Here is a 26,555-nt window from a genome sequence, read left to right on the forward strand (position 1 = left end):
GTTTCACATGAAAGCGGCCGCGCAGACTCCTTCCAGCCCACGCTGATAAAGGAGCCCGTCATGTTCGCCATGCAATACAGCCACCGCCTGCCGGCGGAGTACGATCTCGACGCCATCCGCCAACGCGCCGCCGCCAAGGGCCCGCAGTGGGACGCCTGGCCGGGCCTGGCGTGCAAGGCCTTCGTCCTCCAGGAAAAGGGCCGCCACGGCGCCGAAGGCAACCTCTACGCCTCGGTCTACCTCTGGCACGAACCGGCCGCCGCCGCGGCCTTCCTGGCCGGCGAAGCCTTCCAGGGGGTGATCGACAGCTTCGGCCGCCCGGAGGTGGAAACCTGGCTGCCCCTCGATGCCCGCCGCGGCCCGGCCTTCGATCGCCCGGCCCGCGCGCTGTACCGCGAGGAACTACCCTTGCCAGGTAGAGGCGCCGCCGCCCTGCGCGACGGCGCCCTGGCCGCCGGCGAGGCATTGCTGGACCGGGAGGATGTGCTGGCGGCCTGGGTAGTGGCCGACCTGCAACGCTGGAGGCTGCTGCGCTTCAGCATGAGCGCCGGGGCGCTGGAGCTGCGTGCGGACAGCGTCGGCTACGAAGTCCTGTACCTGGCACGGCCAGGGCTGGAGCGACTGCCATGAACGACAGGCAGAAACGGGAACTGGCGGCACAGCTGGCAGGGCTGGCCTTCGGCGCCTTCATGGTGCTGGGCATGGCCTGGGGCGTGGCGCGGGTGGCGCGGGTGCTGGTGGGGTGAGGGAGAACTCTACAACCCTGACAATCCGGTGCGATCGATGAGCCCATCGCGGACGGAGTCCGCTCCTACACCCGTGCTTCCCTGGAGGTGTAGGAGCACCTGTCTTGCGCCGAGGTGCTTTTCGTAGGATGGGTTGAGCCTTGGCGAAACCCATGCGGTCGTGGTGATGGGTATCGCTTCGCTCAACCCATCCTACGGGGTGTCATATTTGCTGGAAGGTGCAGGAGTCCGTCCATGATCGGCTCCCTACCCCACCGTACTCCGCACCGCCGCCACCAACGTCCGCAACATCCCCCGCGCCTGCGCATCCCGCGGGTGGGAGAACAGCAGCACATCCCGCCCCGGCAACGCCGGCAGCCCCAGCCGCGCCCCCACGTCCTCGCAACCCGCCGGCGCCACCCGGCGGCCCAGGGCCGCCACGGCTATCCCGGCGCTGACCGCCGCGCCAATGGTCATCAACCCACCACCGACGAACACCTCGCGCCAGTCCACCCCGCCCTGGTCCAGGGCGTCCACCGCCATGCGCCGCACGCTGCAAGGCTCGGCCTGGGTGGCCAGGGGCAGCGGTTGGCCGGGCAATGGCTGGAAGTCGGCAGCGCCCATCCAGGCGAAGGGTTCCTGCAGCACCACCTCCGCATCCTGGCGCGGCGGGCCCTGTTGCAGCACCAGGGCCACGTCCAGTTCGCCACGGTCGAAGCGCTCCAGGGTTTCCCGCGAGCTGTCCACCCGCAGCTCCAGCAGCAGCCCCGGCTCGGCGCGGGTGAGCTGGCGCAGCAGGCCCGGCAGTTCGGCACCGACGATGTGGTGGCTGATGCCCACCACCAGCCGCCTGGGCTGGCCGCCGGAGAAGGCGCCCAGCGCCTGGCGATGCGCCGCCACCAGGCCGCGGGCCGCCTCCAGGAACACCCCGCCGTCGGCGGACAGGCGCACCAGGCGCGGCGTGCGCTCCAGCAGGCGGCGGCCGAGGTGGTCTTCCAGGCGCTTGATCTTCAGGCTCACCGCCGACTGGGTGCTGGCCAGGGCCTCGGCGGCGCGGGTGAAGCTCTTCAGCTCGGCGACCAGCACGAAGGCCTGCACGGCCTCGATGTCCAGGGCTTTCATGGCGGGCATGTCCATTTCCAATGATGGAGAACGGGCAGCATTCGTTTTCGCCATGGAAAGGTCAAGCGCGCGAGGTGTTTCGTGGTGGCCGGCGTAGGGCGCATAACGCCTACGGCGTTATGCGCCCTACGCCCAGGAAACATCGTCGGCGATGGCAGCTCAATCGAGCTTCTTGCGGATCCAGTACAGGTAGGTGCCCGCCTCTTCCTGCTGTTCCACCAGTTCGTGGCCGAGGAAGATGCAGAACTTGGGGATGTCGCGGCGGGTGGAGGGGTCGGTGGCGATGACCTTGAGCAGGCCGCCGGCCGGCAGGTCGCGCACCTTGTTGTGCAGCATCATGACCGGTTCGGGGCAGTTCAGGCCGGTGGCGTCGAGAATGGCGTCGACAGGTTGGGACATGGAAAGGCTCCGCAAAACGAATGGCGCATTGTCGCCCAAAGCGCGGGCAGGGTCACGCCTGGCGGGCGAACGGCGGCGGGCCAATCTTTCGTCGGGCCCGTGGCCTGGCCCGCTGGGCTAAGCTCGGCGCCTTCCCCGACAGCGGATGTCCCCGCCCATGCGCCTGCCCGCCCTGCTCTGCCTCGCCTTGCTGCTCGCCGGCTGCGCCGCCCGCGACAACCTCCCCGACTATTCCGCCAGCACCGGGCAGGACCTGCCCGCCACCTGGTACGACGCGGTGATCAGCGCCCGCGACGGCACGCGGCTGTCCGCCACCGTGTTCCAGCCGGCGCTGAAGGCCGGCGAGACGGCGCCGCTGATCGTCCACACCCACGGCTGGGGCGGCTGGCGGGTGACCGGGCCGGAGGGTTTCTACGGCAAGAACATGATGTCCGGCCGCGCCGCGCTCAAGGCCTGGAAGGCCGGCTACTGGGTGCTCAGCTACGACCAGCGCGGCTGGGGCGGCAGCGACGGGCGCATCGAGATGATGGACCCGCGCTTCGAGGTGAGCGACGCCAGCGCGGTGATCGACTGGGCCGCCGCGCACCTGCCGCGCCTGCGCATGGACGGCCCGGGCGACCCGCGCGTGGGCATGCTCGGCGAGAGCTACGGCGGCGCCGTGCAACTGCTGGCGGCCAGCGAGGACCGGCGCATCGACGCCATCGTGCCCATCGCCACCTGGTACGACCTGAGCGACGCCCTGGCCCCGGGCGGCCAGTTGAAGATGGGCTGGGGCGGCGTGCTGCTGGGCCTGGGCATCGCCACCGGCTACGACCTGGGCAAGTTCGCCCAGGCCGACTACCTGCACAGCGCCAGCGGGCGCATGGCCGAACCGGTGCGCGCCGAACTGGCCGCCCACAGCCTGGCGCGCTACTGCGCCGAGGGCCGTCGGCCCCACGCCGACGCCCTGCTGGTCCAGGGCCTGCGCGATACCCTGTTCCCCCTCGACCAGGGCCTGCAGATCCGCCAGTGCCTGCGCCAGGGCAGCGCCGACGTGCGCCTGCTGGGCATGCAGGGCGGGCACATCCTGCCGCCGCCGCTGCAGGCCTGGAGCGGCCTGCCGCCGTTCAACAACGAGCCGGTGATCCACTGCGGCGGGCGCGCCATCGACCTCTACCAGGGCATCCTCGCCTGGTACGAGGAGAAGCTGCGCCAACGCCCCGGCGCCGCCGACAGCGTGCCGTCGCTGTGCGTCAGCCTGGACCTGGACCAGGGCCTGGCGCTGGACGAGCTGCCCGCACCCGGCCCCGTCGTGGCCTTGCCGCAAACGCCGGTGCGCCCGGTCAGCAGCGGCCTCTTGCAGCCCCGCACCTTCATCCCGCTGCAGCAGGTCGCCGAACCCAGCGCCCTGCTCGGCAGCGCGGAGATTCGCCTGGCCCGGCCGCTCGGCCCGGGCGACCAGGCGCTGCTGTTCGCCTCGCTGGCGATCCGTGGCGCCGACGGCCGCACGCGGGTGCTGGACGAACAGGTCAAGCCACTGCTCAACCAGGGCGCCACGCGGCTCAACGCGGTCAGCGCCAGCCTGGCGGCGGGGGACGAGATCGGCCTGCTGGTCAGCGGTTTCAGCGGCCAGTACCTGTTCAACGGTTCCTGGAAGTTCGCCGCGGTGGACCTGCAGGGCGAAGTGCAACTGCCCGCCCTGCTGCCGCTGCAGCCACGCCTGGCGGCCGACCGCTGAATCAGCGCAGCGGCCCGGCGGGCGCCTCGTCCAACTGGGCCAGCAGCATCGGCTCGTCGCCGCCGTCCACCGGCAGCAGCGCCCACTGTTCCTTGTGGCCCAGGCGGCGGTGGCTCTGGCGCACCTGGCTGCCCAGCGGCAGCGGCGCCTTGAAGTGCACGTCCAGGCGCACCTGCTCGGCCAGGCGCCGGCCGGTGAGGCTGCGCGCCAGGCTCCACATGCCGTGGGCGAAGGGTTTGCCGAAGCCGTAGCGCGAGGCCATCAGGCGCGACAGGTGTAGCGGGTTGAAGTCGCCGCTCAGGCCGGCGTAGCGCCAGCCGGCGATCTTCGGCACGCGCCACTGCACGCCGGGGTGCGCGGGCACGTCGAGGGTGTGCCACTGGGCGCGCTCGGGCAGCGCGTCGGGCTCGGCATGGTCGTCGAGGAAGTCGCCGCGGCGCAGGTAGGTGGTGATCGACTGCCAGTAGAGCATGTCGTGGTGCCAGACCTCGGTCGCCACGTCCACCTCCAGCCCCAGCGGGCTGCGCCGGCTGGTGAGGATGCGGCAGTCCAGCTGCAGCTGGGCGTTCTCGTCGAGCATGCGGTAGCGCTGGATGTGGCTGCGCAGGTGGATCAGCCCGAGGATCGACAGCGGCATGCGCGAGCGGCTGAGCAGGCGCAGGTGCAGCGGCAGGCTGATCACCTGCGGGTAGAGCAGCGGCACGCCCAGCGCCGGGTCCAGGCCGAAGTGCTGGCGGTAGGCGCGCAGGTGGCGGGCGTCGAAGCGCAGGCTGCGGCTGTCCATGGCCAGGTTCGGCAGGCGCTCGCCGCGGCCCAGGCCACGGCGCGGCAACAACATGCGGCTGTAACTGCCCAGCAGCGAGGGCAACTTTCGCTTCACGAGCGGCTCCGGGAGGGGGTGCGCCGCACAGCATGGTCGCTGCGCGGCGCAACGGCAAGTCGCCGAAGGTCGCGGGTCGCCGGCGCCTACAGGCGTCGCAGGTGCACCGTGACTTCCTCGCGGTCGTGGTACAGCTGCTTGCAGCCGATGGCCACGCGCAGGCCGCGCTCGCGGAAACTCTCGCGCAGGCGTTCGAGGATCTTGCGCACCTCGGCGTAGCGCTGCTTCATCGGCAGCTTGAGGTTGACCACCGCCTCGCGGCACAGGCCCTCGCCGATCCAGGTGTCGATCAGCCAGCCGGTGCGCGCCGGCTTCTCGACGATGTCGCAGACCATCCAGTCCACCGTCTGCCGCGGGCGGAACACATAGCCGTCGGCGCGCTGGTGGTCCACCAGGCCGGAGTAGATCAGGTTCTCGGCCATGGGCCCGTTGTCCACGGCGATCACCCGCATCTCGCGGTTGACCAGTTGCCAGGTCCAGCCGCCGGGCGCCGCGCCCAGGTCGACGGCGAGCATGCCTGGCGCCAGGCGCTTGTCCCACTCGCCGCGGGGGATGAAATGATGCCAGGCCTCCTCCAGCTTGAGGGTGGAGCGGCTGGGCGCCTCGCGGGGGAACCGCAGGCGCGGGATGCCCATCGGCCACATGGCGCTGTTGCGCGGCTCGGCGAGGCCGACGAAGACCTCGCGGCCGGAGCGGAAGGTCAGCAGCAGGCGCGGCAGGCTCGGGTCCTCGCGCAGCTTGCCGGCCTTGACCAGGGCGGCGCGCAGGGGCTTTTCGAACTTGCGGCAGAAGGTCGACAGTTCCTTGCCTTCGTTGCTGTCGAAGACTTCCAGCCACAGGCTGCCGCACAGCGGGTACGGGCCCAGCTCCTCCAGCAGCGCGCCGATGCGGTCCTGCTCGGGCAACTGCACGAAGCCGGTGCCGCGGGCCCACTGGCGCGGGAAGATCAGCTCGGCGAAGCGCAGCTGGCGCATCAGTCGGTCGGCGCCGTCGGCCTCCTGGCAGACGAACTCGGCATAGGCGGTGGCCGGCTTGGCGCGGGCGTAGCCGGCCACGTCGAGACCCGCGGCCAGGTCGGAAATCTCCGCGCAGACCTCGTTCTCGAAGCCCGGGCGGCAATGCAGTAGCAGGGTGTTCATCGGGGTGTCTCCTTGGCCGCGCACTATAGTCGCTGCGCGGCCGGCTTTCACCCGGATTCGCCGCACGCCAGGGGAACCCCCGGCTGCGGCAAAAGGTCCAGAACCCATGGCAGGACCGCGCGCAGCGGTCTAGTTTGAGAGTTCCGAAGTCGCGATCCAGGGCTTGCCGTGCCCCGGAGAGCGCATGCCGGAAGTCGCCAGGATGCCGCCCGATATGCAGAAGATGACTGCCAATCTGCATTCCTTTTGCGCCAAGCCAGGAAGTCCGCCTGGACTTTCCGCCAGTATCGCAGCGGTGCCGTCGATCACCGGCAGAATCTAGCCTGAGGAGAACGTCATGCCCGCAGTGGACAGCCTGAACAGCCTTCGCACCCTCGAGGTGGGCGGCAAGACCTACCATTATTACAGCCTTCCGGAAGCCGCCAAGCAGCTCGGCGACCTGGACAAGCTGCCGAAGTCGCTCAAGGTGCTCTTGGAAAACCTCCTGCGCTGGGAGGACAACCATACGGTCAACGCCGACGACTTGCGGGCCCTGGCTGGCTGGCTGAAGGAGCGCCGTTCCGACCGCGAGATCCAGTACCGCCCGGCGCGGGTGCTGATGCAGGACTTCACCGGGGTGCCGGCGGTGGTCGACCTGGCCGCCATGCGCGACGCCATGGCCAAGGCCGGGGGCGATCCGCAGAAGATCAACCCACTGTCGCCGGTGGACCTGGTCATCGACCACTCGGTGATGGTCGACCGCTACGCCAGCCACGCCGCCTTCGCCGAGAACGTCGAGATCGAGATGCAGCGCAACGGCGAACGCTACGCCTTCCTGCGCTGGGGCCAGAACGCCTTCGACAACTTCCGCGTGGTGCCGCCGGGCACAGGCATCTGCCACCAGGTCAACCTGGAATACCTGGGCCGCACCGTGTGGACCAGGGACGAGGACGGGCGCACCTACGCCTTCCCCGACACCCTGGTCGGCACCGACTCGCACACCACCATGATCAACGGCCTGGGCGTGCTCGGCTGGGGCGTCGGCGGCATCGAGGCCGAGGCGGCGATGCTCGGCCAGCCGGTGTCGATGCTGATCCCCGAGGTGGTCGGCTTCAAGCTCACCGGCAAGCTCAGGGAAGGCATCACCGCCACCGACCTGGTGCTCACCGTCACCCAGATGCTGCGGCAGAAGGGCGTGGTGGGGAAATTCGTCGAGTTCTACGGCGACGGCCTGGCCGACCTGCCCCTGGCCGACCGCGCCACCATCGCCAACATGGCCCCGGAATACGGCGCCACCTGCGGCTTCTTCCCGGTGGACGAGATCACCCTGGGGTACCTGCGCCTGTCCGGTCGCCCGGAAGAGACGGTCAAGCTGGTGGAGGCCTACTGCAAGGCCCAGGGCCTGTGGCGCGAAAAGGGCCACGAACCTGTGTTCACCGATGCCCTGCAACTGGACATGGGCGAGGTCGAGGCCAGCCTGGCCGGGCCCAAGCGCCCGCAGGACCGTGTGCCGCTGGGCCAGGTGGGCAAGGCCTTCGCCGACTTCCTCGCGCTGCAGCCCAAGGCCGCGCGCAGCCCGGAGGTCTCGCGCCTGCTCAATGAAGGCGGTGGCGGCGCTGCGGTGGGCAGCGCCGAGAGCCAGGGCGTCGAGTACCAGCACGAAGGCAAGAGCTACCACCTGCAGGACGGCGCGGTGGTCATCGCCGCCATCACTTCCTGCACCAACACCTCCAACCCCAGCGTGATGATGGCCGCCGGGCTGCTGGCCAAGAAGGCGCTGGAAAAGGGCCTGCAGCGCAAGCCCTGGGTGAAGAGTTCGCTGGCGCCCGGTTCCAAGGTGGTCACCGACTACTTCAAGGCCGCCGGCCTGACCCAGTACCTGGACGAGCTGGGCTTCGACCTGGTGGGCTACGGCTGCACCACCTGCATCGGCAACTCCGGGCCGCTGCTGGAGCCCATCGAGAAGGCCATCCAGCAGGCCGACCTGACGGTGGCCTCGGTGCTCTCCGGCAACCGCAACTTCGAAGGCCGCGTGCACCCGCTGGTGAAGACCAACTGGCTGGCCTCGCCGCCCCTGGTGGTGGCCTATGCCCTGGCCGGCAGCGTGCGCCTGGACCTGACGAAGGACGCCCTGGGCACCGGCAAGGACGGCCAGCCGGTGTACCTGAAGGACATCTGGCCGAGCCAGCGGGAAATCGCCGAGGCGATCCAGAAGGTGGACACGGCGATGTTCCACAAGGAATACGCCGAGGTGTTCCAGGGCGACGAGAAGTGGCGCGCCATCCAGGTACCGCAGGCGCAGACCTACACCTGGCAAGCCGACTCCACCTACATCCAGCACCCGCCGTTCTTCGAGCACATCGCCGACGCCCCGCCGAAGGTGGCCGACATCGAGAAGGCCCGGGTGCTGGCGGTGCTGGGCGACTCGGTGACCACCGACCACATCTCCCCCGCCGGCAACATCAAGAAGGACAGCCCCGCCGGGCGCTACCTCAGCGAGCACGGCGTGGCCTACGCCGACTTCAACTCCTACGGCTCGCGGCGCGGTAACCACGAGGTGATGATGCGCGGCACCTTCGCCAACATCCGCATCAAGAACGAGATGCTCGGCGGCGAGGAAGGCGGCAACACCCTGCACGTGCCCAGCGGCGAGAAGCTGGCGATCTACGACGCGGCCATGCGCTACCAGGCCGAGGGCACGCCGCTGCTGATCATCGCCGGCAAGGAATACGGCACCGGCTCGTCCCGCGACTGGGCGGCCAAGGGCACCAACCTGCTGGGGGTGAAGGCGGTGATCGCCGAGAGCTTCGAGCGCATCCACCGCTCCAACCTGGTGGGCATGGGCGTGCTGCCGCTGCAGTTCACCGGCGGCCAGGACCGCAAGGCGCTGAACCTCACCGGCAAGGAAGTGCTGAACATCCGCGGCCTGAACGGCGAGCTGAAACCGCACATGACGCTGAAGGTGGAAGTCACCCGCGAGGACGGCAAGCAGGACAGCTTCGAGGTGCTGTGCCGCATCGATACCCTCAACGAGGTGGAGTACTTCAAGGCCGGGGGGATCCTGCACTACGTGCTGCGCAGCTTGATCTGAGGGCTGCGCGAGGACGCTTTCGTAGGATGGGTTGAGCTTGCGAAACCCATGCGGTTGCAGTGATGGGTATCGCTTCGCTCAACCCATCCTACGGAGCGCGGTGTTTGTAGGAGCGCGCCCTGCGCGCGATTCGCGGGCAGGGCCCGCTCCTACGAGAAGCCATGCCCCACCTTTCACCCGGCCCAGGTCCTGTATAAAAACCTATTAGCTCATAGGAAAATCTCTTACGACTATGTGACAAGTAGCATTTTGATATCGTCCACTGCCAATATTCCCACGCCAAATATCGAACAAGGCTTCAACTTCCGTTGATTCCGGCCGATAACAAAACCGTCACATGCCTTCTTCGTGGACCTTGCCCTGAATGCGCAACAACCAGCCCGTCACCCAGCGTGAACGCACCTACCCGGCGGAACAACGCCTGATCTCCACCACCAACAGCCGTGGCGTGATCACCTATGCCAACGATGCCTTCATCGACATCAGCGGCTTCGCGCGGGACGAGCTGGTGGGCTCGCCGCACAACCTGGTGCGCCATCCCGACGTGCCGCCGGCGGTGTTCGCCCACATGTGGGCCACGCTGAAGAACGGCAAGCCGTGGATGGGCATCGTCAAGAACCGCTGCAAGAACGGCGACCACTACTGGGTCAGCGCCTACGTCACGCCCATCTTCGAGCGCGACGAGATCGTCGGCTACGAGTCGGTGCGCGTGCGCCCCACCGCCGAGCAGGTGGAGCGCGCCCAGGCCCTGTACCAGCGGATCAACACCGGCAAGCCGGCGATCCCGCGCCGCGACCTGTGGCTGCCGGTGCTGTTGGACTGGCTGCCGTTCATCCTGATCAGCCAGGTGGCCTTCCTCATCGGCGTCTGGCTCGACTCGCACTGGGGCTTCGCCCTCGCCGCCCTGCTCGCCGTCCCTCTCGGCCTGGCCGGCCTGGGCTGGCAACAGCGCGGCCTCAAGCGCCTGCTGCGCCTGGCCGAGCAGACCACCTCGGACCCGCTGATCGCGCAGATGTACACCGACAGCCGCGGCGCCCAGGCGCGCCTGGAAATGGCCATCCTCAGCCAGGAAGCGCGCCTGAAGACCTGCCTGACGCGCCTGCAGGACACCGCCGAGCAGCTCACCGAGCAGGCCCGCCAGGCCGATACCCTGGCCCACCACAGCTCCTCCGGCCTGGAACGCCAGCGCGTGGAGACCGAGCAGGTGGCCACCGCGGTCAACCAGATGGCCGCCACCACCCAGGAAGTGGCGAACAACGTGCAGCGCACCGCCGACGCCACGCGCCAGGCCAACGAGCTGACGCGCCGCGGCCGCAGCGTCGCCAGCGAGACCCGCGAGGCCATCCAGCGCCTGTCCGCCTCGGTGGGCGAGACGGGCCTGGCGGTGAGCCAACTGGCCCAGGACAGCAACGAGATCGGCGGCGTGGTCGACGTGATCAAGGGCATCGCCGACCAGACCAACCTGCTGGCGCTCAACGCCGCCATCGAAGCGGCCCGCGCCGGCGAGATGGGCCGCGGCTTCGCCGTGGTGGCCGACGAGGTGCGCTCGCTGGCCCAGCGCACCGCCGAGTCCACCGAGCAGATCCACGGCCTGATCGCCAAGCTGCAGCAAACCGCCGAGGGCGCGGTGAGCGCCATGGAAGTCGGCCGCCGCCAGGCCGACGAAGGCGTGGAACGGGTGCTGCTGGCCGACCAGGCGCTGTCGGGCATCAGCGACTCGGTGGCCAACATCGCCGACATGGCCAACCAGATCGCCGCGGCGGCCGAGGAGCAGAGCGCGGTGGCCGAGGAGATCAACCGCAACATCGCCACCATCGCCCAACTGGCCGACCAGACCTCCGACGAGGCCCAGCGCACCGCGCAGCTGAGCGAGGAGCTGACGGGGACGGCGCAGAGCCAGTATTCGTTGGTGGAGCGGTTCAATCGTTGAGTGTTGGCGTAGGGCGTACAACCGTTCGCGGTTGTACGCCGATACACCCCTCATCTATCCGGCTTCGTGGCTGGGAGCGGAGCGCCCTCAAGCAGGTGCTTCGGGTTCAAGTCCGCAGTGTTTGGATGCCAAGGTCAGGCGGCGGATAACCGCGAACGGTTATTCGCCCTACGCTCCCGGCGGTTTCGGTGTCTGGATTGACTCCGCTCCCTCTCCCTAACCCTCTCCCTGAAGGGAGAGGGGACTGGTCGGCGCGTTTGACGAGGTTGGAGTCAGCCGGGGGCTCCGGCTGAATCCATATCCCACCATCGGCACGGACGGCCCCCTCTCCCTTCAGGGCGGGGCGCGCAGCCGAGGGCTGGGGAGAGGGTTGCGGACTCCCACGCCACTCCGAAGCCGAACCTGGCGACGCCCTTGTTCGCAAGCAAGCTCGCCCCTACGAAAGCCCCTCCAGAAACCCCGCCACCATCCCCGCCGCGCTCTCCAGATGCTGCTCATGAGTCAGCCCTGACGCCTTCAACGGCTTCAGGTCATGGTCCGCCGCCGCCAGCCACTCGACACGGATCGCCGGCGACAGCACGTATTCCGCCACATGCGCCCGGTCGCCCAGGGCATCGCGTTCGCCCTGGACGATCAGCGTCGGCGTGCGCAGTTCGGCCAGGTGCGCCACCCGTGGCTTCTCCGGCTTGCCCGCGGCGTAGAAGGGGTAGCCCAGGCACACCAGGGCGTCGGCGCCCAGTTCGTCGGCCAGCAGGCTGGCCATACGCCCGCCCATGGACTTGCCGCCGATGGCCAGCGGGCCCCGCACTTGCCCGCGCACCTGCTCGAACACCTGGCGCCAGCACTCCAGCAGCTGCTTCTGCGGGTTCGGCGGGCGCCGGCGGCCGTCCTCGCGGCGGGCGGCCATGTAGGGGAACTCGAAGCGTGCCACCGCCACGCCGCGGGCGGCCAGGCGCCGGGCCATTTCGTCCATGAACGGGCTGTCCATGGGCGCGCCGGCGCCGTGGGCCAGGACGAGGGTCGCCGACAATGCGCCGACCGGCCGGTTCCACAGCAGCGACAAAGCGCCACACTCCCCCGCCGGGCCGGCCGCCGAGGGCGATTGATCAAAATCAATATTCGGTTTCCGGGGTTTATCCATTCTTCGCTCCGCTAGTTGCGTAATTAGTACCTGTCCCTGGGGGAGGGGCGGCGTTCGCCGTAAGGAACCCGCCGGGATGGGCTAGCCCATAACCGTGGATGGAAGCCCATATACCATGAGCACAACCAATCAGACCGCTTATAACTACAAGGTGGTCCGCCAGTTCGCCGTGATGACGGTGATCTGGGGAATCGTCGGCATGCTGGTCGGCGTCGTCATCGCCGCCCAGCTGGTGTGGCCGGAACTCAACCTCGGCTTGCCGTGGACGAGCTTCGGGCGCCTGCGCCCACTGCACACCAATGCCGTGATCTTCGCCTTCGGTGGCTGCGCCCTGTTCGCCACCAGCTACTACGCGGTGCAGCGTACCTGCCAGGTACGCCTGTTCTCCGACACCCTGGCCTCCTTCACCTTCTGGGGCTGGCAGTTGGTGATCCTGCTGGCCGCCATCAGCCTGCCGCTGGGCTACACCTCCTCCAAGGAGTACGCCGAGCTGGAATGGCCGATCGACATCCTCATCACCATCGTCTGGGTGTCCTACGCCATCGTGTTCTTCGGCACCCTGGTGAAGCGCAAGACCAAGCACATCTACGTGGGCAACTGGTTCTTCGGCGGCTTCATCCTGACCGTGGCGCTGCTGCACGTGGTCAACAACCTGGAGCTGCCGGTCGGCTTCATGAAGTCGTACTCCATCTACTCCGGCGCCACCGACGCCATGGTGCAGTGGTGGTACGGCCACAACGCCGTGGGCTTCTTCCTCACCGCCGGCTTCCTGGGGATGATGTACTACTTCGTACCCAAGCAGGCCGAGCGTCCGGTGTACTCCTATCGCCTGTCGATCGTGCACTTCTGGGCACTGATCGCGGTGTACATCTGGGCCGGCCCGCACCACCTGCACTACACCGCCCTGCCCGACTGGGCGCAGTCCCTGGGCATGGTGATGTCGCTGATCCTCCTGGCACCCTCCTGGGGCGGCATGATCAACGGCATGATGACCCTCTCCGGGGCCTGGCATAAGCTGCGCAGCGACCCCATCCTGCGCTTCCTGGTGGTCTCCCTGGCCTTCTACGGCATGTCCACCTTCGAAGGCCCGATGATGGCCATCAAGACCGTCAACGCCCTCTCCCACTACACCGACTGGACCATCGGCCACGTGCATGCCGGCGCCCTGGGCTGGGTCGCCATGGTCTCCATCGGCTCGCTGTACCACATGATCCCGAAAGTGTTCGGCCGCGAGCAGATGCACAGCGTGGGCCTGATCAACGCGCACTTCTGGCTGGCCACCATCGGCACCGTGCTCTACATCGCCTCGATGTGGGTCAACGGCATCACCCAGGGCCTGATGTGGCGTGCGGTCAACGCCGACGGCACCCTCACCTACTCCTTCGTCGAAGCGCTCGCCGCCGGCCACCCCGGCTTCGTCGTGCGCATGATCGGCGGCGCCGTGTTCCTCAGCGGCATGCTGATCATGGCCTACAACACCTGGCGCACCATCGCCTCCTCCAAAGCCGAGGAAGCTGAAGCGGCCGCCCGGATTCCCGCCGTCGTAGGAGCCCACTGATGAAACACGAAGTACTCGAGAAGAACGTCGGCCTGCTGGCCCTGTGCATGGCCGTGGCCGTGAGCATCGGCGGCCTGACGCAGATCGTCCCGCTGTTCTTCCAGGACGTGACCAACACCCCGGTGGAAGGCATGAAGCCCTACACCGCCCTGCAACTGGAAGGCCGCGATATCTACATCCGCGAGGGCTGCGTCGGCTGCCACTCGCAGATGATCCGTCCGTTCCGCGCCGAGACCGAGCGCTACGGCCACTACTCCGTGGCCGGCGAGAGCGTCTGGGACCACCCCTTCCTGTGGGGCTCCAAGCGTACCGGTCCGGACCTGGCCCGCGTCGGCGGCCGCTACTCCGACGACTGGCACCGCGCGCACCTGTACAACCCGCGCAACGTGGTGCCGGAGTCGAAGATGCCGGCCTACCCCTGGCTGGTCGAGAACAAGCTCGACGGCAAGGACATCGAAGGCAAGCTCAAGGCCATGCGCACCCTCGGCGTGCCCTACACCGACGAGGACATCGCCGGCGCCCGCGAGAGCGTCCAGGGCAAGACCGAGATGGACGCCGTGGTGGCCTACCTGCAAGGCCTGGGCACAGCGATCAAGAACAAGCGGTGATGGCCATGGACATCGGAACCATCCGCGGCCTCGGCACCGTCGTGGTGATGCTCGCCTTCATCGGCGTCACCCTCTGGGCCTACAGCGGCAAGCGCAAGCAGCGCTTCGACGCCGACGCCCTGCTGCCCTTCGCCGACGATCCGCAGGCTCTGCGCCACGCCGAGCATGAACAAGCTTCTGGGAGCAACAAAGCATGACTACCTTCTGGAGTCTGTACATCACCGTACTGACCGTCGGATCGCTGATCGCCCTGCTATGGCTGGTCTTCGCCACCCGCAGCGGCGAGACCAAGGGCGCCACCGACCAGACCATGGGGCACTCCTTCGACGGTATCGAGGAATACGACAACCCGCTGCCGCGCTGGTGGTTCCTGCTGTTCGTGGGCACCATCGTCTTCGCCGTCGGCTACCTGGCCCTGTACCCGGGCCTGGGCAACTGGAAAGGCGTACTGCCGGGCTACACCGACGGCTGGACCCAGGTCAAGCAGCTGGAACGCGAGCAGGCCCTGGCCGACGAGAAATACGCGCCGATCTTCGCCAAGTACTCGGCCATGTCCGTCGAAGACGTGGCCAAGGACCCACAGGCCATGAAGACCGGCGAACGCCTGTTCGCCACCTACTGCTCGATCTGCCACGGCTCCGACGCCAAGGGCGCCATGGGCTTCCCCAACCTGACCGACCAGGACTGGCGCTGGGGCGGCGACGCGCAAACCATCCAGACCACCATCCTCGGCGGGCGCCACGCGGTGATGCCGGCCTGGGGCGAGGTGCTGGGCGACCAGGGCGTGCATGACGTGGCCGCGTTCGTCACCACCAAGCTGGACGGCCGCAAGCTGCCCGAAGGCGTGACCGACGCCCAGGTGGCCAATGGCGAGAAACTCTTCGCCACCACCTGCGTCGCCTGCCACGGCCCGGAAGGCAAGGGCACCGCCGCCCTGGGCGCGCCGGACCTGACCCATCCGGGTGCGTTCATCTACGGTTCGGGCTTCGCCCAGCTGCAGCAGACCATCCGCCATGGCCGCCAGGGCCAGATGCCGGCGCAGGAAGCCTACCTGGGCAAGGACAAGGTCCACGTCCTAGCCGCGTACATCTACAACATTTCCCGTCCGGAAAACGCCAACTGATCTACCCTCCGCTCGCGCCCGCCCGGGCGCGAGCAACTTCCGCGCAGTTACGCGACCAAGTGTCGCACCTTGCGCGCGCCATTCCTTCACACTGCTCTAGATCAAGACTAAGCTCATTCCATCCGTGAGTCGGCAGTAATTGGGGGAATCCCTACGCTTATCAGGGTTTCCACGCCGATAGAAAGCCAGAAAAACATTGGCAGAAATGCCTTCAAAGCAGCATGCGCAGCGGCTCCGGGGCTTATTCCGGCGCGTTGCATTGCCTAGTGGCTTTCTACATACTTGCCGCCGTTTTTTGTCCCTAAATAGCAAAAAAACCGTGGAACCTTAGAATGAGCACAGCAATCAGTCCGACTGCTTATAACTATAAGGTAATCCGCCAGTTCGCCATCATGACGGTGGTCTGGGGAATACTAGGAATGGGGATGGGTGTTTTCATCGCCTCACAGTTGGTATGGCCCGAGCTGAACCTCGGCTTGCCGTGGACCAGTTTCGGGCGACTTCGCCCGTTGCACACCAACCTGGTGATCTTCGCCTTCGGCGGCTGTGCTCTGTTCGCAACGTCCTACTACGTGGTGCAACGCACCTGTCAGACCCGTCTGATCTCCGATAGCCTGGCCGCCTTCACCTTCTGGGGCTGGCAGGCGGTGATCGTACTGGCCGCCATCACCCTGCCGCTGGGCTACACCTCCTCCAAGGAGTACGCCGAGCTGGAATGGCCGGTCGACATCCTGATCGCCATCGTCTGGGTCACCTATGCCGTGGTGTTCTTCGGCACCATCGTCAAGCGCCAGACCAAGCACATCTATGTGGGCAACTGGTTCTACGGCGGCTTCATCCTGGTGACCGCGATGCTGCACATCGTCAACAACCTGGAAATCCCGGTCGGCTGGTTCAAGTCCTACTCCATCTACTCCGGCGCCACCGACGCCATGGTCCAGTGGTGGTACGGCCACAACGCCGTGGGCTTCTTCCTGACCACCGGCTTCCTCGGCATGATGTACTACTTCGTGCCCAAGCAGGCCGAGCGCCCGGTCTACTCCTACCGCCTGTCCATCGTCCACTTCTGGGCGCTGATCACCCTGTACATCTGGGCCGGCCCGCACCACCTGCACTACACCGCCCTGCCCGACTGGGCGCAGTCCCTGGGCATGGTGATGTCGCTGATCCTCCTGGCCCCGAGCTGGGGCGGCATGATCAACGGCATGATGACCCTCTCCGGCGCCTGGCATAAGCTGCGCACCGACCCCATCCTGCGCTTCCTGGTGGTGTCCCTGGCCTTCTACGGCATGTCCACCTTCGAAGGCCCGATGATGGCCATCAAGACGGTGAACTCGCTGTCCCACTACACCGACTGGACCATCGGCCACGTGCACGCCGGGGCGCTGGGCTGGGTGGCGATGATCTCCATCGGCTCGCTGTACCACATGATCCCGAAAGTCTTCGGCCGCGAGCAGATGCACAGCACCGGCCTGATCAACGCGCACTTCTGGCTCGCCACCATCGGCACCGTGCTCTACATCGCCTCGATGTGGGTCAACGGCATCACCCAGGGCCTGATGTGGCGCGCGGTGAACACCGACGGCACCCTCACCTACTCCTTCGTCGAAGCGCTTCAGGCCAGCCACCCGGGCTTCATGGTCCGCGCGCTGGGCGGCTTCTTCTTCGCCTTCGGCATGCTGCTGATGGCCTACAACACCTTCCGTACCGTGCGTGGCTACAACGCTGCTGAAGTCGATGCCGCTGCCCGCATTCCCGCTGTAGGAGCTCATTGATGAAGCACGAAGCAGTCGAGAAGAACATCGGCCTGCTGGCCTTCTTCATGGTCATCGCCGTGAGCATCGGCGGCCTGACGCAGATCGTCCCGCTGTTCTTCCAGGACGTGACCAACAAGCCGGTGGAAGGCATGAAGCCGCGCACCGCGCTGGAGCTCGAAGGCCGTGACATCTACATCCGCGAAGGCTGCGTCGGCTGCCACTCGCAGATGATCCGTCCGTTCCGCGCCGAGACCGAGCGCTACGGCCACTACTCCGTCGCCGGCGAAAGCGTCTGGGACCACCCCTTCCTGTGGGGCTCCAAGCGTACCGGTCCGGACCTGGCCCGCGTCGGCGGCCGCTACTCCGACGACTGGCACCGCGCGCACCTATACAACCCGCGCAACGTGGTGCCCGAGTCGAAGATGCCGGCCTACCCCTGGCTGGTCGAGAACAAGCTCGACGGCAAGGACATCGAAGGCAAGCTCAAGGCCATGCGCACCCTCGGCGTGCCCTACACCGACGAAGACATCGCCGGTGCTCGCGATGCCGTGAAAGGCAAGACCGAGATGGACGCCCTGGTGGCCTACCTGCAGAGCCTGGGCACCATCATCAAGAGCAAACGGTGACAGCAGATGGATATCGGGACGATTCGCGGCCTCGGCACCGTCGTAGTGATGGTCGCCTTCATCGGCGTACTGCTCTGGGCCTACAGCGGCAAGCGCAAGCAGCGCTTCGACGACGACGCCCTGCTGCCCTTCGCGGACGACCCGGCAGCCATGAAGCACGTCGAGAAAGAACAAGCTTCTAGGAGCAACAAAGAATGACAACCTTCTGGAGTCTGTACGTCACCGTACTTACCCTGGGCACCATCTTCGCCCTGGCCTGGCTGCTGTTCGCCACCCGCCGCGGCCAGCGCAGCGAAGCCACCGACGAGACCGTCGGCCACGCCTTCGACGGCATCGAGGAGTACGACAACCCGCTGCCGAAGTGGTGGTTCATGCTGTTCGTCGCCACCTTCGTCTTCGCCCTGGGCTACCTGGTCCTGTACCCGGGCCTGGGCAACTGGAAGGGCCTGCTGCCGGGCTACCAGGAAGTCAGCGACGGCAAGCCCTTCGCCAATGGCCAGCCGGGCTGGACCGGCGTGCACCAGTGGGAGAAGGAAATGGCCAAGGCCGACGAGAAGTACGGCCCGATCTTCGCCAAATTCGCCGCCATGCCCATCGAAGATGTGGCCAAGGACCCGCTGGCGCTGAAGATGGGCGGCCGCCTGTTCGCCTCCAACTGCTCGGTCTGCCACGGCTCCGACGCCAAGGGCGCCTACGGCTTCCCCAACCTGACCGACCAGGACTGGCGCTGGGGCGGTGCCACCGCGGACATCGAGACCACCATCAAGGGTGGCCGCCACGCCGCCATGCCGGCCTGGGGCGAAGTCCTGGGCGACCAGGGCGTGCACGACGTGGCCGCCTTCGTCACCAGCAAGCTGGACGGCCGCAAGCTGCCCGAAGGCGTGACCGACGAGCAGGTGGCCAACGGCGGCAAGATCTTCGCCACCACCTGCGTCGCCTGCCACGGCCCCGAGGGCAAGGGCACCGCCGCCATGGGCGCGCCCAACCTGACGCACCCGGCCGCCTTCATCTACGGCTCGAGCTTCTCCCAGCTGCAGCAGACCATCCGCTACGGCCGCCAGGGCCAGATGCCGGCCCAGCTGGAACGCCTGGGCGCCGACCAGGTGCACCTGCTGGCCGCCTACGTGTACAGCCTGTCCCAGGGTGATGCGCAGAAGAGCGAATAAGCGCTTCCGCCCTCCCCTCGCAACACCCAGCGGCGCCGGTTCCTACCGGCGCCGCTCTATTTCGGGGAACGAAAAATCTTCCGAATATTCTGACGCGACCAACGGTCGCACCGTTGCACACCGGGCCAAGTCGTATCATGTTTAGGCGTGCAGCCATATCCTGACCCTTTCGGCACGTATCGACAGGGCGCCCTCCCACTGCCGTGGTACGCACTGATGAGCAAACAGATTCCCGTGCAAGACGTCACACCGCCCGCGAAGAAGGGTGGGGAGAACGTCGACTTATATGCCTCCCGCGAGAAGATCTACACCCGGGCCTTCACCGGGTTCTTCCGCAACCTGCGCCGTGTCGGCGGCGCTTTCCTGTTCCTTCTCTACTTCGGCACCGTGTGGCTGACCTGGAACGGTCGGCAGGCGGTGTGGTGGGACCTGCCCGAGCGCAAGTTCTACATCTTCGGCGCCACCTTCTGGCCGCAGGACTTCATCCTCCTCTCCGGGTTGCTGATCATCAGCGCCTTCGGGCTGTTCTTCATCACGGTGTTCGCCGGCCGCGTCTGGTGCGGCTACACCTGCCCGCAGAGCGTGTGGACCTGGATCTACATGTGGTGCGAGAAGGTCACCGAAGGCGACCGCAACCAGCGCATGAAGCTGGACAAGGCGCCGATGAGCGGCAACAAGCTGTTGCGCAAGGCCGCCAAGCACACGCTGTGGCTGCTGATCGGCCTGGTCACCGGCCTGACCTTCGTCGGCTACTTCGCCCCCATCCGCGAACTGCTGATGGACCTGGTCACCGGCGAAGCCGACGGCTGGGCCTACTTCTGGGTCGGCTTCTTCACCCTGGCCACCTACGGCAACGCCGGCTGGCTGCGCGAGCAGGTGTGCATCTACATGTGCCCCTACGCGCGCTTCCAGAGCGTGATGTTCGACAAGGACACCCTGATCGTCTCCTACGACCCGCGCCGCGGCGAGAAGCGCGGCCCGCGCAAGAAGACCCTGGACTACAAGGCCCAGGGCCTGGGCGACTGCATCGACTGCACCATGTGCGTACAGGTCTGCCCCACCGGCATCGACATCCGCGACGGCCTGCAGATCGAATGCATCGGCTGCGCCGCGTGCATCGACGCCTGCGACAGCATCATGGACAAGATGGGCTACCCGCGCGGGCTGATCAGCTACACCACCGAGCACAACCTGTCCGGGCAGAAGACGCACTTGGTGCGCCCGCGCCTGATCGGCTACGCCATCGCCCTGTGCGTGATGATGAGCCTGCTGGCCACCGCCATCGTGATCCGCCCGCTGGTGGGCTTCGACGTCAGCAAGGACCGCGTGCTCTACCGCGAGAACGCCGAAGGCCGCATCGAGAACGTCTACAGCCTGAAGATCATGAACAAGGACCAGCGCGACCACACCTACGTGCTCGGCGCCAAGGGCCTGGAAGGCCTGACCCTGGAAGGCCGCAAGGAAGTGCAGGTGGCCGCCGGCGACATCCTCGCCATGCCGGTGGAACTGGCGGTGGACCCGGACAAGCTGCCGTCCAGCACCAACAAGATCACCTTCACCATCCAGTCGGTGGACGAGCCGTCCATCAGCAAGGAAGCCGACAGCCGCTTCATCGGCCCGGTGGTACGCTGAACCCCGGCTGAACCGCAACGCATCCCGCCCCCGCGGCGGGATGCCAGCGGCACGCGGAGCACGTAGAATCCGCCCCACCCAGGCGCGCCGCCCACCCCTCGGGCAGGCCGCTTCCGCCCCGCGGACCACGAGAGAGAAAACCCATGCAGTCGGCGCCCGCCCAACAACCCTGGTACAAGCACCTCTGGCCCTGGATCATCATCGGCATGCTCGCCACCTCGGTGTTCCTCAGCCTGACGATGGTGCGCATCGCCGTGGAGAACCAGGACACCCTGGTCAATGACAACTACTACGAGGCCGGCAAGGGCATCAACCGCTCGCTGGACCGCGAACACCTGGCCCAGCAACTGCACATGCAGGCCCAGGTGCGCCTGGACAAGCTCACCGGCGAGGTCGAGGTACGCCTGAAGGGCGACAGCCAGCCGGCGCAGCTGACCCTCAACCTGATCTCCCCCACCCTGGAATCCCAGGACCGCCACGTCGCCCTGCTGCCGGCCAACGAACCGGGCCGCTACACCGGCCGCCTGGACAGCGCCGTCGAAGGCCGCCGCTTCGTCGAACTGCTCGGCGAGCAGGACGGCCACGCCTGGCGCCTGTTCGAAGAAGAGAAGCTCATCGCCGACGGCGAGATCCTTCTCGGCGACGAACCCCTCAAGGGGGATGAAGTCCAGCGCCCATGAGCGCCCCCCGGCCCTGCTACCACTGCGCGCTGCCGGTTCCGCCCGGCAGCCGCTTCACCGCCCGGGTCCTCGGCGAGACCCGCGAATTCTGCTGCCCCGGCTGCCAGGCCGTGGCCGAGGCCATAGTCGCCGGCGGCCTGGAAGGCTATTACCGGCACCGCACCGAATCGGCCGCCAACCCCGAGGCGCTGCCCGCGCAACTGGGTGACGAACTGGCCCTGCTCGACCGCCCCGACGTGCAGCAGCCCTTCGTCCAGCACCAGGGCGAACTGGCCGAGACCACCCTGATCCTCGAAGGCATCAGTTGCGCCGCCTGCGGCTGGCTGATCGAGAAACACCTGCGGCAGATGCCGGCGGTGGCCGAGGCCGGGCTCAACCTGTCCAACCACCGCCTGCACGTGCGCTGGGCCGACGGCCAGCTGCCGCTCAGCGGCCTGCTCGCCGAGCTGCGCAGGATCGGCTACGCCGCCCACCCCTACCAGCCGGACAAGGCCGCCGAGCAGCTCGCCGAAGAGAACCGCCGCTCCCTGCGCCAGCTCGGCGTGGCCGGCATGCTGTGGTTCCAGGCGATGATGGCGACCATGGCCACCTGGCCGGAATTCAACATCGACCTCAGCGCCGAGATGCACGAAATCCTGCGCTGGGTGGCGATGTTCCTCACCACGCCCATCGTCTTCTACTCCTGCCAGCCGTTCTTCCGCGGCGCCCTGCGCGACCTGCGCACGCGCCACCTGACCATGGACGTCTCGGTGTCCCTGGCCATCGGCGGCGCCTACCTGGCCGGCATCTGGACCGCCATCACCGGCAAGGGCGACCTCTACTTCGACGCGGTGGGCATGTTCGCCCTGTTCCTGCTCGCCGGCCGCTATCTCGAACGCCGCGCCCGCGAGCGCACGGCGGCGGCCACCGCGCAACTGGTCAACCTGCTGCCGGCCTCCTGCCTGCGCCTGGACGAAGCCGGCAACAGCCAGCGCATCCTGCTCAGCGAACTGCGCGTCGGCGACCGCGTGCTGGTGCCGCCGGGCGCGGTGCTGCCGGCCGACGGCCTGATCCTTTCCGGGCAGTCCAGCGTCGACGAATCCCTGCTCACCGGCGAATACCTGCCGCAGCCGCGCCAGGCCGGCGACAGCGTCACCGGCGGCACCCTCAACGTCGAAGGTCCGCTGACCCTGCAGGTGCAGGCCCTGGGCGACGACAGCCGGCTGTCGGCCATCGTCCGCCTGCTGGAGCGCGCCCAGGCCGACAAGCCGCGCCTGGCGCAGCTCGCCGACAGCGCCGCGCAATGGTTCCTGCTGGTACTGCTGGCGCTGGCCGCGGTGGTCGGCCTGTTCTGGTGGCAGCACGACGCCTCGCGGGCCTTCTGGGTGGTCCTGTCGATGCTGGTCGCCACCTGCCCCTGCGCCCTCTCCCTGGCCACGCCCACCGCCCTCACCGCGGCCACCGGCAGCCTGCACAAGCTCGGCCTGCTGCTCACCCGCGGCCACGTGCTGGAAGGCCTGAAACGCATCGACACGGTGATCTTCGACAAGACCGGTACCCTTACCGAAGGCCGCCTGACCCTGCGCGCCGTGCAGCCGCTGGGCGAACTCGACGGCGAACGCTGCCTGGCCCTGGCCGCGGCGCTGGAGAACCGTTCCGAACACCCCATCGCCCGCGCCTTCGGCCGCGCTCCGCAACCCGCCGAGGCGGTGGAAAGCCACCCCGGCCTGGGCCTGGAAGGCGTGGTCGACGGCCAGCGCCTGCGCATCGGCCAGGCCGCCTTCGTCTGCGCCCTGAGCGGCCAGCCCGCGCCGGCCATGCCCAATGAGCATGGCCAGTGGCTGCTGCTGGGCGATGCGCGCGGCCCGCTGGCCTGGCTGGTGCTCGACGACCGCCTGCGCGACGACGCCCCGGCCCTGCTGCAGGCCTGCCGCGAACGCGGCTGGCGCACCCTGCTGCTGTCCGGCGACAGCTCGCCGATGGTGCAGAGCGTGGCCGCCGAACTGGGCATCGACGAAGTCCACGGCGGCCTGCGCCCGGACGACAAGCTGGCGATCCTCAAGCAGCTGCACGGCGAAGGCCGCCACGTGCTGATGCTCGGCGACGGCGTCAACGACGTGCCGGTGCTGGCCGCCGCCGACATCAGCGTGGCCATGGGCAGCGCCACCGACCTGGCCAAGACCAGCGCCGACGCGGTGCTGTTGTCCAACCGCCTGGACAGCCTGGTGCAGGCCTTCGTCCTGGCCCGCCGCACCCGCCGGGTGATCGTCGAGAACCTGGTCTGGGCGGGGTTGTACAATGGCCTGATGCTGCCCTTCGCCGCCCTCGGCTGGATCACCCCCGCCTGGGCGGCCATCGGCATGTCGGTCAGCTCGCTGACCGTGGTGCTCAACGCCCTGCGCCTGACCCGCGTGCGCGCCCTGCCGGCGGCCCCCGAAGCCGCGCCGCTGGCCATCCCGCTCGCCGCCCACTGAAGGCGCGCAGGCCTTTTCAACGGAGTCGATATGCCCGCTCTCTACGTAATGATCCCGGTGGCGCTGATCATCGTCGCCATCGCCGTCTGGATCTTTTTCTGGGCGGTGAACAGCGGCCAGTACGACGACATGGACGGCCCGGCCCACAGCATCCTGTTCGACGACGAGGACCCCAAGCACCAGGCCGGCATCGACGAGGCCGAAGGCGCCAGGGACGCCCAGGCCGAAGCCCGGGACAAGGACTCGCGCGATGCTTGAGCTGGCGCCCATGCTGGCGTCCGCGCTGATCCTCGGCCTGCTCGGCGGCGGCCACTGCCTGGGCATGTGCGGCGGCCTGATGGGCGCGCTGACCCTGGCCATTCCAGCGGAACAGCGCGGGCGCCGCCTGCAGCTGCTGCTGGCCTACAACCTCGGGCGCATCCTCAGCTACGCCGCCGCCGGCCTGCTGCTGGGCCTGGCCGGCTGGGCCATCGCCAGCACCCCCTTCGCCTCGGCGCTGCGCGTGGTCGCCGGCCTGCTGCTTATCGCCATGGGCTTGTATCTGGCTGGCTGGTGGAGCGGCCTGACGCGCATCGAAGCCCTCGGCCGCGGCCTGTGGAAATACATCCAGCCCTTCGCCAGCCGCCTGCTGCCGGTAGCCAGCGTGCCGCGCGCGCTGCTGCTCGGCGCGCTCTGGGGCTGGCTGCCCTGCGGCCTGGTCTACAGCACCCTGCTGTGGACCAGCAGCCAGGGCTCGGCGTTGGAAAGCGCGCTGCTGATGCTGGCCTTCGGCCTGGGCACCTGGCCGGTGCTGCTGGCCACGGGGCTTGCCGCCGAACGCATCACGGCGCTGCTGCGCAAGCGCAGCGTGCGCATGGCCGGCGGCCTGCTGGTGATCCTCTTCGGCCTGTGGACCCTGCCCGGCCCGCACCAGGCGTGGCTGATGGGGCATGCGATGCATTGAAGCCCCGCGCTTTTCGTAGGAGCGAGGGGGGGCGCCTAGCTCTTGCTCGCGAACAGGATTCACCCTGGTGCCTGGCCCGAAGAGCGCCCTCTCCCTAACCCTCTCCCTGAAGGGAGAGGGGACTGTTCGGAGCAGGCGGGTAGCAAGGAGTCATCCGGCTAGTGCCGAAGTAGCAGGTTGAAACCATTCCCCTTCTCGGCACGAACGGCCCCCTCTCCCTTCAGGGAGAGGGCTGGGGAGAGGGTCACGGACTCCACCCCAACTCCAGAACCAACCCCGACATCACCGCCCACCAGCCCCCCTCCAACGAGGTACCCCCTGCGACCGCTTGATGCAGGTCAAGAGGCTTTTCCCACAGTCTCCCTAGACTGCGCCGAAAAGCTCGCCTGATTCGGGGACTGCGGCATGCTCGACGATATCCGCTGGGACACAGATCTGATCCGTCGCTACGATCTGTCCGGCCCGCGCTATACCTCCTATCCCACCGCCGTGCAGTTCCACGAAGGCGTGGGCCCCTTCGACATGCTGCATGCCCTGCGCAACAGCCAGAAGGCCGACCGGCCGCTGTCGCTCTACGTGCACATCCCGTTCTGCGCCAACATCTGCTACTACTGCGCCTGCAACAAGGTCATCACCAAGGACCGCGGGCGCAGCGCGCCCTACCTCGCCCGGCTGATCCACGAAATCGAGATCGTCAGCCGCCACCTGGGCAAGGACCAGTGCGTGGAACAGCTGCACTTCGGCGGCGGCACCCCCACCTTCCTCAGCCCCGGCCAACTGCGCGAACTCATGGGCCAGCTGCGCGAGCACCTGAACCTGGTGGAAGACGACTCCGGCGACTACGGCATCGAGATCGACCCGCGCGAGGCCGACTGGTCGACCATGGGCCTGCTCCGCGAACTGGGCTTCAACCGCGTCAGCGTCGGCGTGCAGGACTTCGACCTGGAAGTGCAGCAGGCGGTGAACCGCATGCAGAGCTTCGACGAGACCCGCGCCATCATGGACGCAGCGCGCACCCTGCAATACCGCTCGATCAACATCGACCTGATCTACGGCCTGCCCAAGCAGAACCCCGACAGCTTCGCCCGCACCGTCGAGCAGGTCATCGGCCTGCAGCCCAACCGCCTCTCGGTGTTCAACTACGCGCACCTGCCCGAACGCTTCATGCCGCAGCGGCGCATCAACGCCCAGGACCTGCCCTCCCCCGCGCAGAAGCTGGAAATGCTCCAGCGCACCATCGAGCAACTCAGCGCCGCCGGCTACCGCTACATCGGCATGGACCACTTCGCCCTGCCCGACGACGAACTGGCCAGCGCCCAGGAGGACGGCACCCTGCAACGCAACTTCCAGGGCTACACCACCCACGGCCATTGCGACCTGGTGGGCCTGGGCGTTTCGGCGATCAGCCAGATCGGCGACCTCTACTGCCAGAACAGCACCGACATCAACGACTACCAGAACAGCCTGGACAACGGCCAGCTGGCCACCCGCCGCGGCCTCTACTGCAACGCCGACGATCGCGTGCGCCGCGCGGTGATCCAGCAACTGATCTGCCACTTCCAGCTGGACTTCGAAAGCATCGAGGAACGCTTCAACATCGAGTTCCACGGCTACTTCGCCGACATCTGGGACGAGCTGGAGCGCTTCGCCAAGGACGGCCTGATCGAGCTGAGCCCGCGCGGCATCGACGTCACCGCCGCCGGCCGGCTGCTGGTGCGCAGCCTGTGCATGCTCTTCGACCACTACCTGCCGCACCAGAACCTGCAACGGTTCTCGCGGGTGATCTGAAGGAATTTGCTTAGAGAATAAGTACGAATCTGACCTTTTTTACATAAGGTTTCGGAATAAACGCCGGAATGTTCCGAAATCCACCCGGCAAGCTGGCA

Annotated in this window: 23 protein-coding genes; 18 read left to right on the forward strand and 5 right to left on the reverse strand. The window is 67.6% G+C overall.

Annotated elements, in window-relative coordinates:
• Nucleotides 1-60: 60 nt before the first annotated feature.
• Entirely contained in the window at nucleotides 61-630 is a 570-nt protein-coding gene (locus FG99_RS19130) for a DUF4865 family protein (RefSeq protein ID WP_043271862.1), read from the forward strand.
• Nucleotides 631-992: 362 nt separating this feature from the next.
• Here FG99_RS19130 and FG99_RS19135 read toward each other — a convergent pair whose 3' ends face one another.
• Complete coding sequence (locus FG99_RS19135; RefSeq protein WP_197887008.1) at nucleotides 993-1,856, reverse strand: LysR family transcriptional regulator; 864 nt, start codon at nucleotides 1,854-1,856, stop codon at nucleotides 993-995.
• Between the two features lie 150 nt (nucleotides 1,857-2,006).
• Nucleotides 2,007-2,246: a sulfurtransferase TusA gene (gene tusA, locus FG99_RS19140; protein ID WP_009622807.1), complete on the reverse strand. Its 240-nt coding sequence runs from the start codon at nucleotides 2,244-2,246 to the stop codon at nucleotides 2,007-2,009.
• A 157-nt stretch (nucleotides 2,247-2,403) separates the two neighbouring features.
• On the opposite strand from tusA, the gene FG99_RS19145 reads away from it, so the two are divergent.
• The gene (locus FG99_RS19145) at nucleotides 2,404-3,963 is read left to right on the forward strand and encodes an alpha/beta fold hydrolase (protein WP_043271863.1); all 1,560 of its coding nucleotides are present in this window, start codon (nucleotides 2,404-2,406) and stop codon (nucleotides 3,961-3,963) included.
• Between the two features lies 1 nt (nucleotide 3,964).
• Here FG99_RS19145 and FG99_RS19150 read toward each other — a convergent pair whose 3' ends face one another.
• The gene (locus FG99_RS19150; protein WP_043271864.1) at nucleotides 3,965-4,843 is read right to left on the reverse strand and encodes a MaoC family dehydratase; all 879 of its coding nucleotides are present in this window, start codon (nucleotides 4,841-4,843) and stop codon (nucleotides 3,965-3,967) included.
• An 86-nt stretch (nucleotides 4,844-4,929) separates the two neighbouring features.
• Nucleotides 4,930-5,982: a 23S rRNA (cytidine(2498)-2'-O)-methyltransferase RlmM gene (rlmM, locus tag FG99_RS19155; protein WP_043271865.1), complete on the reverse strand. Its 1,053-nt coding sequence runs from the start codon at nucleotides 5,980-5,982 to the stop codon at nucleotides 4,930-4,932.
• Nucleotides 5,983-6,319: 337 nt separating this feature from the next.
• On the opposite strand from rlmM, the gene acnA reads away from it, so the two are divergent.
• Entirely contained in the window at nucleotides 6,320-9,052 is a 2,733-nt protein-coding gene (acnA, locus tag FG99_RS19160) for an aconitate hydratase AcnA (protein WP_043271866.1), read from the forward strand.
• Nucleotides 9,053-9,416: 364 nt separating this feature from the next.
• On the forward strand, nucleotides 9,417-10,982 hold the full coding sequence (locus FG99_RS19165; protein WP_043271867.1) for a methyl-accepting chemotaxis protein: 1,566 nt from the start codon (nucleotides 9,417-9,419) through the stop codon (nucleotides 10,980-10,982).
• Between the two features lie 436 nt (nucleotides 10,983-11,418).
• Here the strand turns inward: FG99_RS19165 and FG99_RS19170 are convergent, their stop codons facing one another.
• Nucleotides 11,419-12,123 carry an alpha/beta family hydrolase gene (locus FG99_RS19170; RefSeq protein WP_332262290.1) on the reverse strand — a complete coding sequence of 235 codons (705 nt, stop codon included), beginning with the start codon at nucleotides 12,121-12,123 and terminating at the stop codon, nucleotides 11,419-11,421.
• A gap of 115 nt (nucleotides 12,124-12,238) precedes the next feature.
• Between FG99_RS19170 and ccoN (FG99_RS19175) the strand changes: the two genes are divergently transcribed.
• From ccoN (FG99_RS19175) to hemN, 14 genes are all read left to right on the forward strand, one after another.
• Entirely contained in the window at nucleotides 12,239-13,681 is a 1,443-nt protein-coding gene (ccoN, locus tag FG99_RS19175; RefSeq protein WP_043271869.1) for a cytochrome-c oxidase, cbb3-type subunit I, read from the forward strand.
• Nucleotides 13,681-14,289, forward strand: a complete 609-nt coding sequence (gene ccoO / locus FG99_RS19180) for a cytochrome-c oxidase, cbb3-type subunit II (RefSeq protein WP_009622815.1) — start codon at nucleotides 13,681-13,683, stop codon at nucleotides 14,287-14,289. Before ccoN (FG99_RS19175) ends, ccoO (FG99_RS19180) begins: the two co-directional genes overlap by 1 nt.
• Nucleotides 14,290-14,294: 5 nt before the next feature.
• Nucleotides 14,295-14,486 (forward strand): CcoQ/FixQ family Cbb3-type cytochrome c oxidase assembly chaperone, encoded by a 192-nt coding sequence (locus tag FG99_RS19185; protein ID WP_024128706.1) that lies wholly within the window; start codon nucleotides 14,295-14,297, stop codon nucleotides 14,484-14,486.
• Nucleotides 14,483-15,412 carry a cytochrome-c oxidase, cbb3-type subunit III gene (gene ccoP / locus FG99_RS19190; protein ID WP_009622818.1) on the forward strand — a complete coding sequence of 310 codons (930 nt, stop codon included), beginning with the start codon at nucleotides 14,483-14,485 and terminating at the stop codon, nucleotides 15,410-15,412. The genes FG99_RS19185 and ccoP (FG99_RS19190) overlap by 4 nt, the downstream gene beginning before the upstream one ends.
• Before the next feature lie 332 nt (nucleotides 15,413-15,744).
• Nucleotides 15,745-17,187, forward strand: a complete 1,443-nt coding sequence (gene ccoN, locus FG99_RS19195) for a cytochrome-c oxidase, cbb3-type subunit I (RefSeq protein ID WP_009622820.1) — start codon at nucleotides 15,745-15,747, stop codon at nucleotides 17,185-17,187.
• Nucleotides 17,187-17,795 (forward strand): cytochrome-c oxidase, cbb3-type subunit II, encoded by a 609-nt coding sequence (ccoO, locus tag FG99_RS19200; protein WP_009622821.1) that lies wholly within the window; start codon nucleotides 17,187-17,189, stop codon nucleotides 17,793-17,795. The genes ccoN (FG99_RS19195) and ccoO (FG99_RS19200) overlap by 1 nt, the downstream gene beginning before the upstream one ends.
• 6 nt (nucleotides 17,796-17,801) lie before the next feature.
• Nucleotides 17,802-17,993, forward strand: a complete 192-nt coding sequence (locus FG99_RS19205; protein ID WP_009622822.1) for a CcoQ/FixQ family Cbb3-type cytochrome c oxidase assembly chaperone — start codon at nucleotides 17,802-17,804, stop codon at nucleotides 17,991-17,993.
• Complete coding sequence (gene ccoP, locus FG99_RS19210) at nucleotides 17,990-18,961, forward strand: cytochrome-c oxidase, cbb3-type subunit III (protein WP_009622823.1); 972 nt, start codon at nucleotides 17,990-17,992, stop codon at nucleotides 18,959-18,961. Before FG99_RS19205 ends, ccoP (FG99_RS19210) begins: the two co-directional genes overlap by 4 nt.
• A gap of 216 nt (nucleotides 18,962-19,177) precedes the next feature.
• Nucleotides 19,178-20,593 (forward strand): cytochrome c oxidase accessory protein CcoG, encoded by a 1,416-nt coding sequence (ccoG, locus tag FG99_RS19215; protein ID WP_009622824.1) that lies wholly within the window; start codon nucleotides 19,178-19,180, stop codon nucleotides 20,591-20,593.
• A gap of 143 nt (nucleotides 20,594-20,736) precedes the next feature.
• The gene (locus FG99_RS19220) at nucleotides 20,737-21,273 is read left to right on the forward strand and encodes a FixH family protein (RefSeq protein ID WP_043271870.1); all 537 of its coding nucleotides are present in this window, start codon (nucleotides 20,737-20,739) and stop codon (nucleotides 21,271-21,273) included.
• Nucleotides 21,270-23,726, forward strand: a complete 2,457-nt coding sequence (locus FG99_RS19225) for a heavy metal translocating P-type ATPase (protein WP_043271871.1) — start codon at nucleotides 21,270-21,272, stop codon at nucleotides 23,724-23,726. Before FG99_RS19220 ends, FG99_RS19225 begins: the two co-directional genes overlap by 4 nt.
• A 30-nt stretch (nucleotides 23,727-23,756) precedes the next feature.
• A complete protein-coding gene (ccoS, locus tag FG99_RS19230) occupies nucleotides 23,757-23,984 on the forward strand; it encodes a cbb3-type cytochrome oxidase assembly protein CcoS (protein ID WP_043271872.1) in 228 nt (75 codons plus the stop codon).
• Nucleotides 23,977-24,669, forward strand: coding sequence for a sulfite exporter TauE/SafE family protein (locus FG99_RS19235; protein WP_009622828.1), 693 nt, complete (start codon nucleotides 23,977-23,979; stop codon nucleotides 24,667-24,669). The genes ccoS and FG99_RS19235 overlap by 8 nt, the downstream gene beginning before the upstream one ends.
• Nucleotides 24,670-25,074: 405 nt before the next feature.
• Nucleotides 25,075-26,457, forward strand: coding sequence for an oxygen-independent coproporphyrinogen III oxidase (gene hemN, locus FG99_RS19240; RefSeq protein WP_009622829.1), 1,383 nt, complete (start codon nucleotides 25,075-25,077; stop codon nucleotides 26,455-26,457).
• Nucleotides 26,458-26,555: the final 98 nt, after the last annotated feature.

The organism is Pseudomonas sp. AAC (assembly GCF_000725445.1).
GTDB lineage: Bacteria > Pseudomonadota > Gammaproteobacteria > Pseudomonadales > Pseudomonadaceae > Pseudomonas > Pseudomonas citronellolis.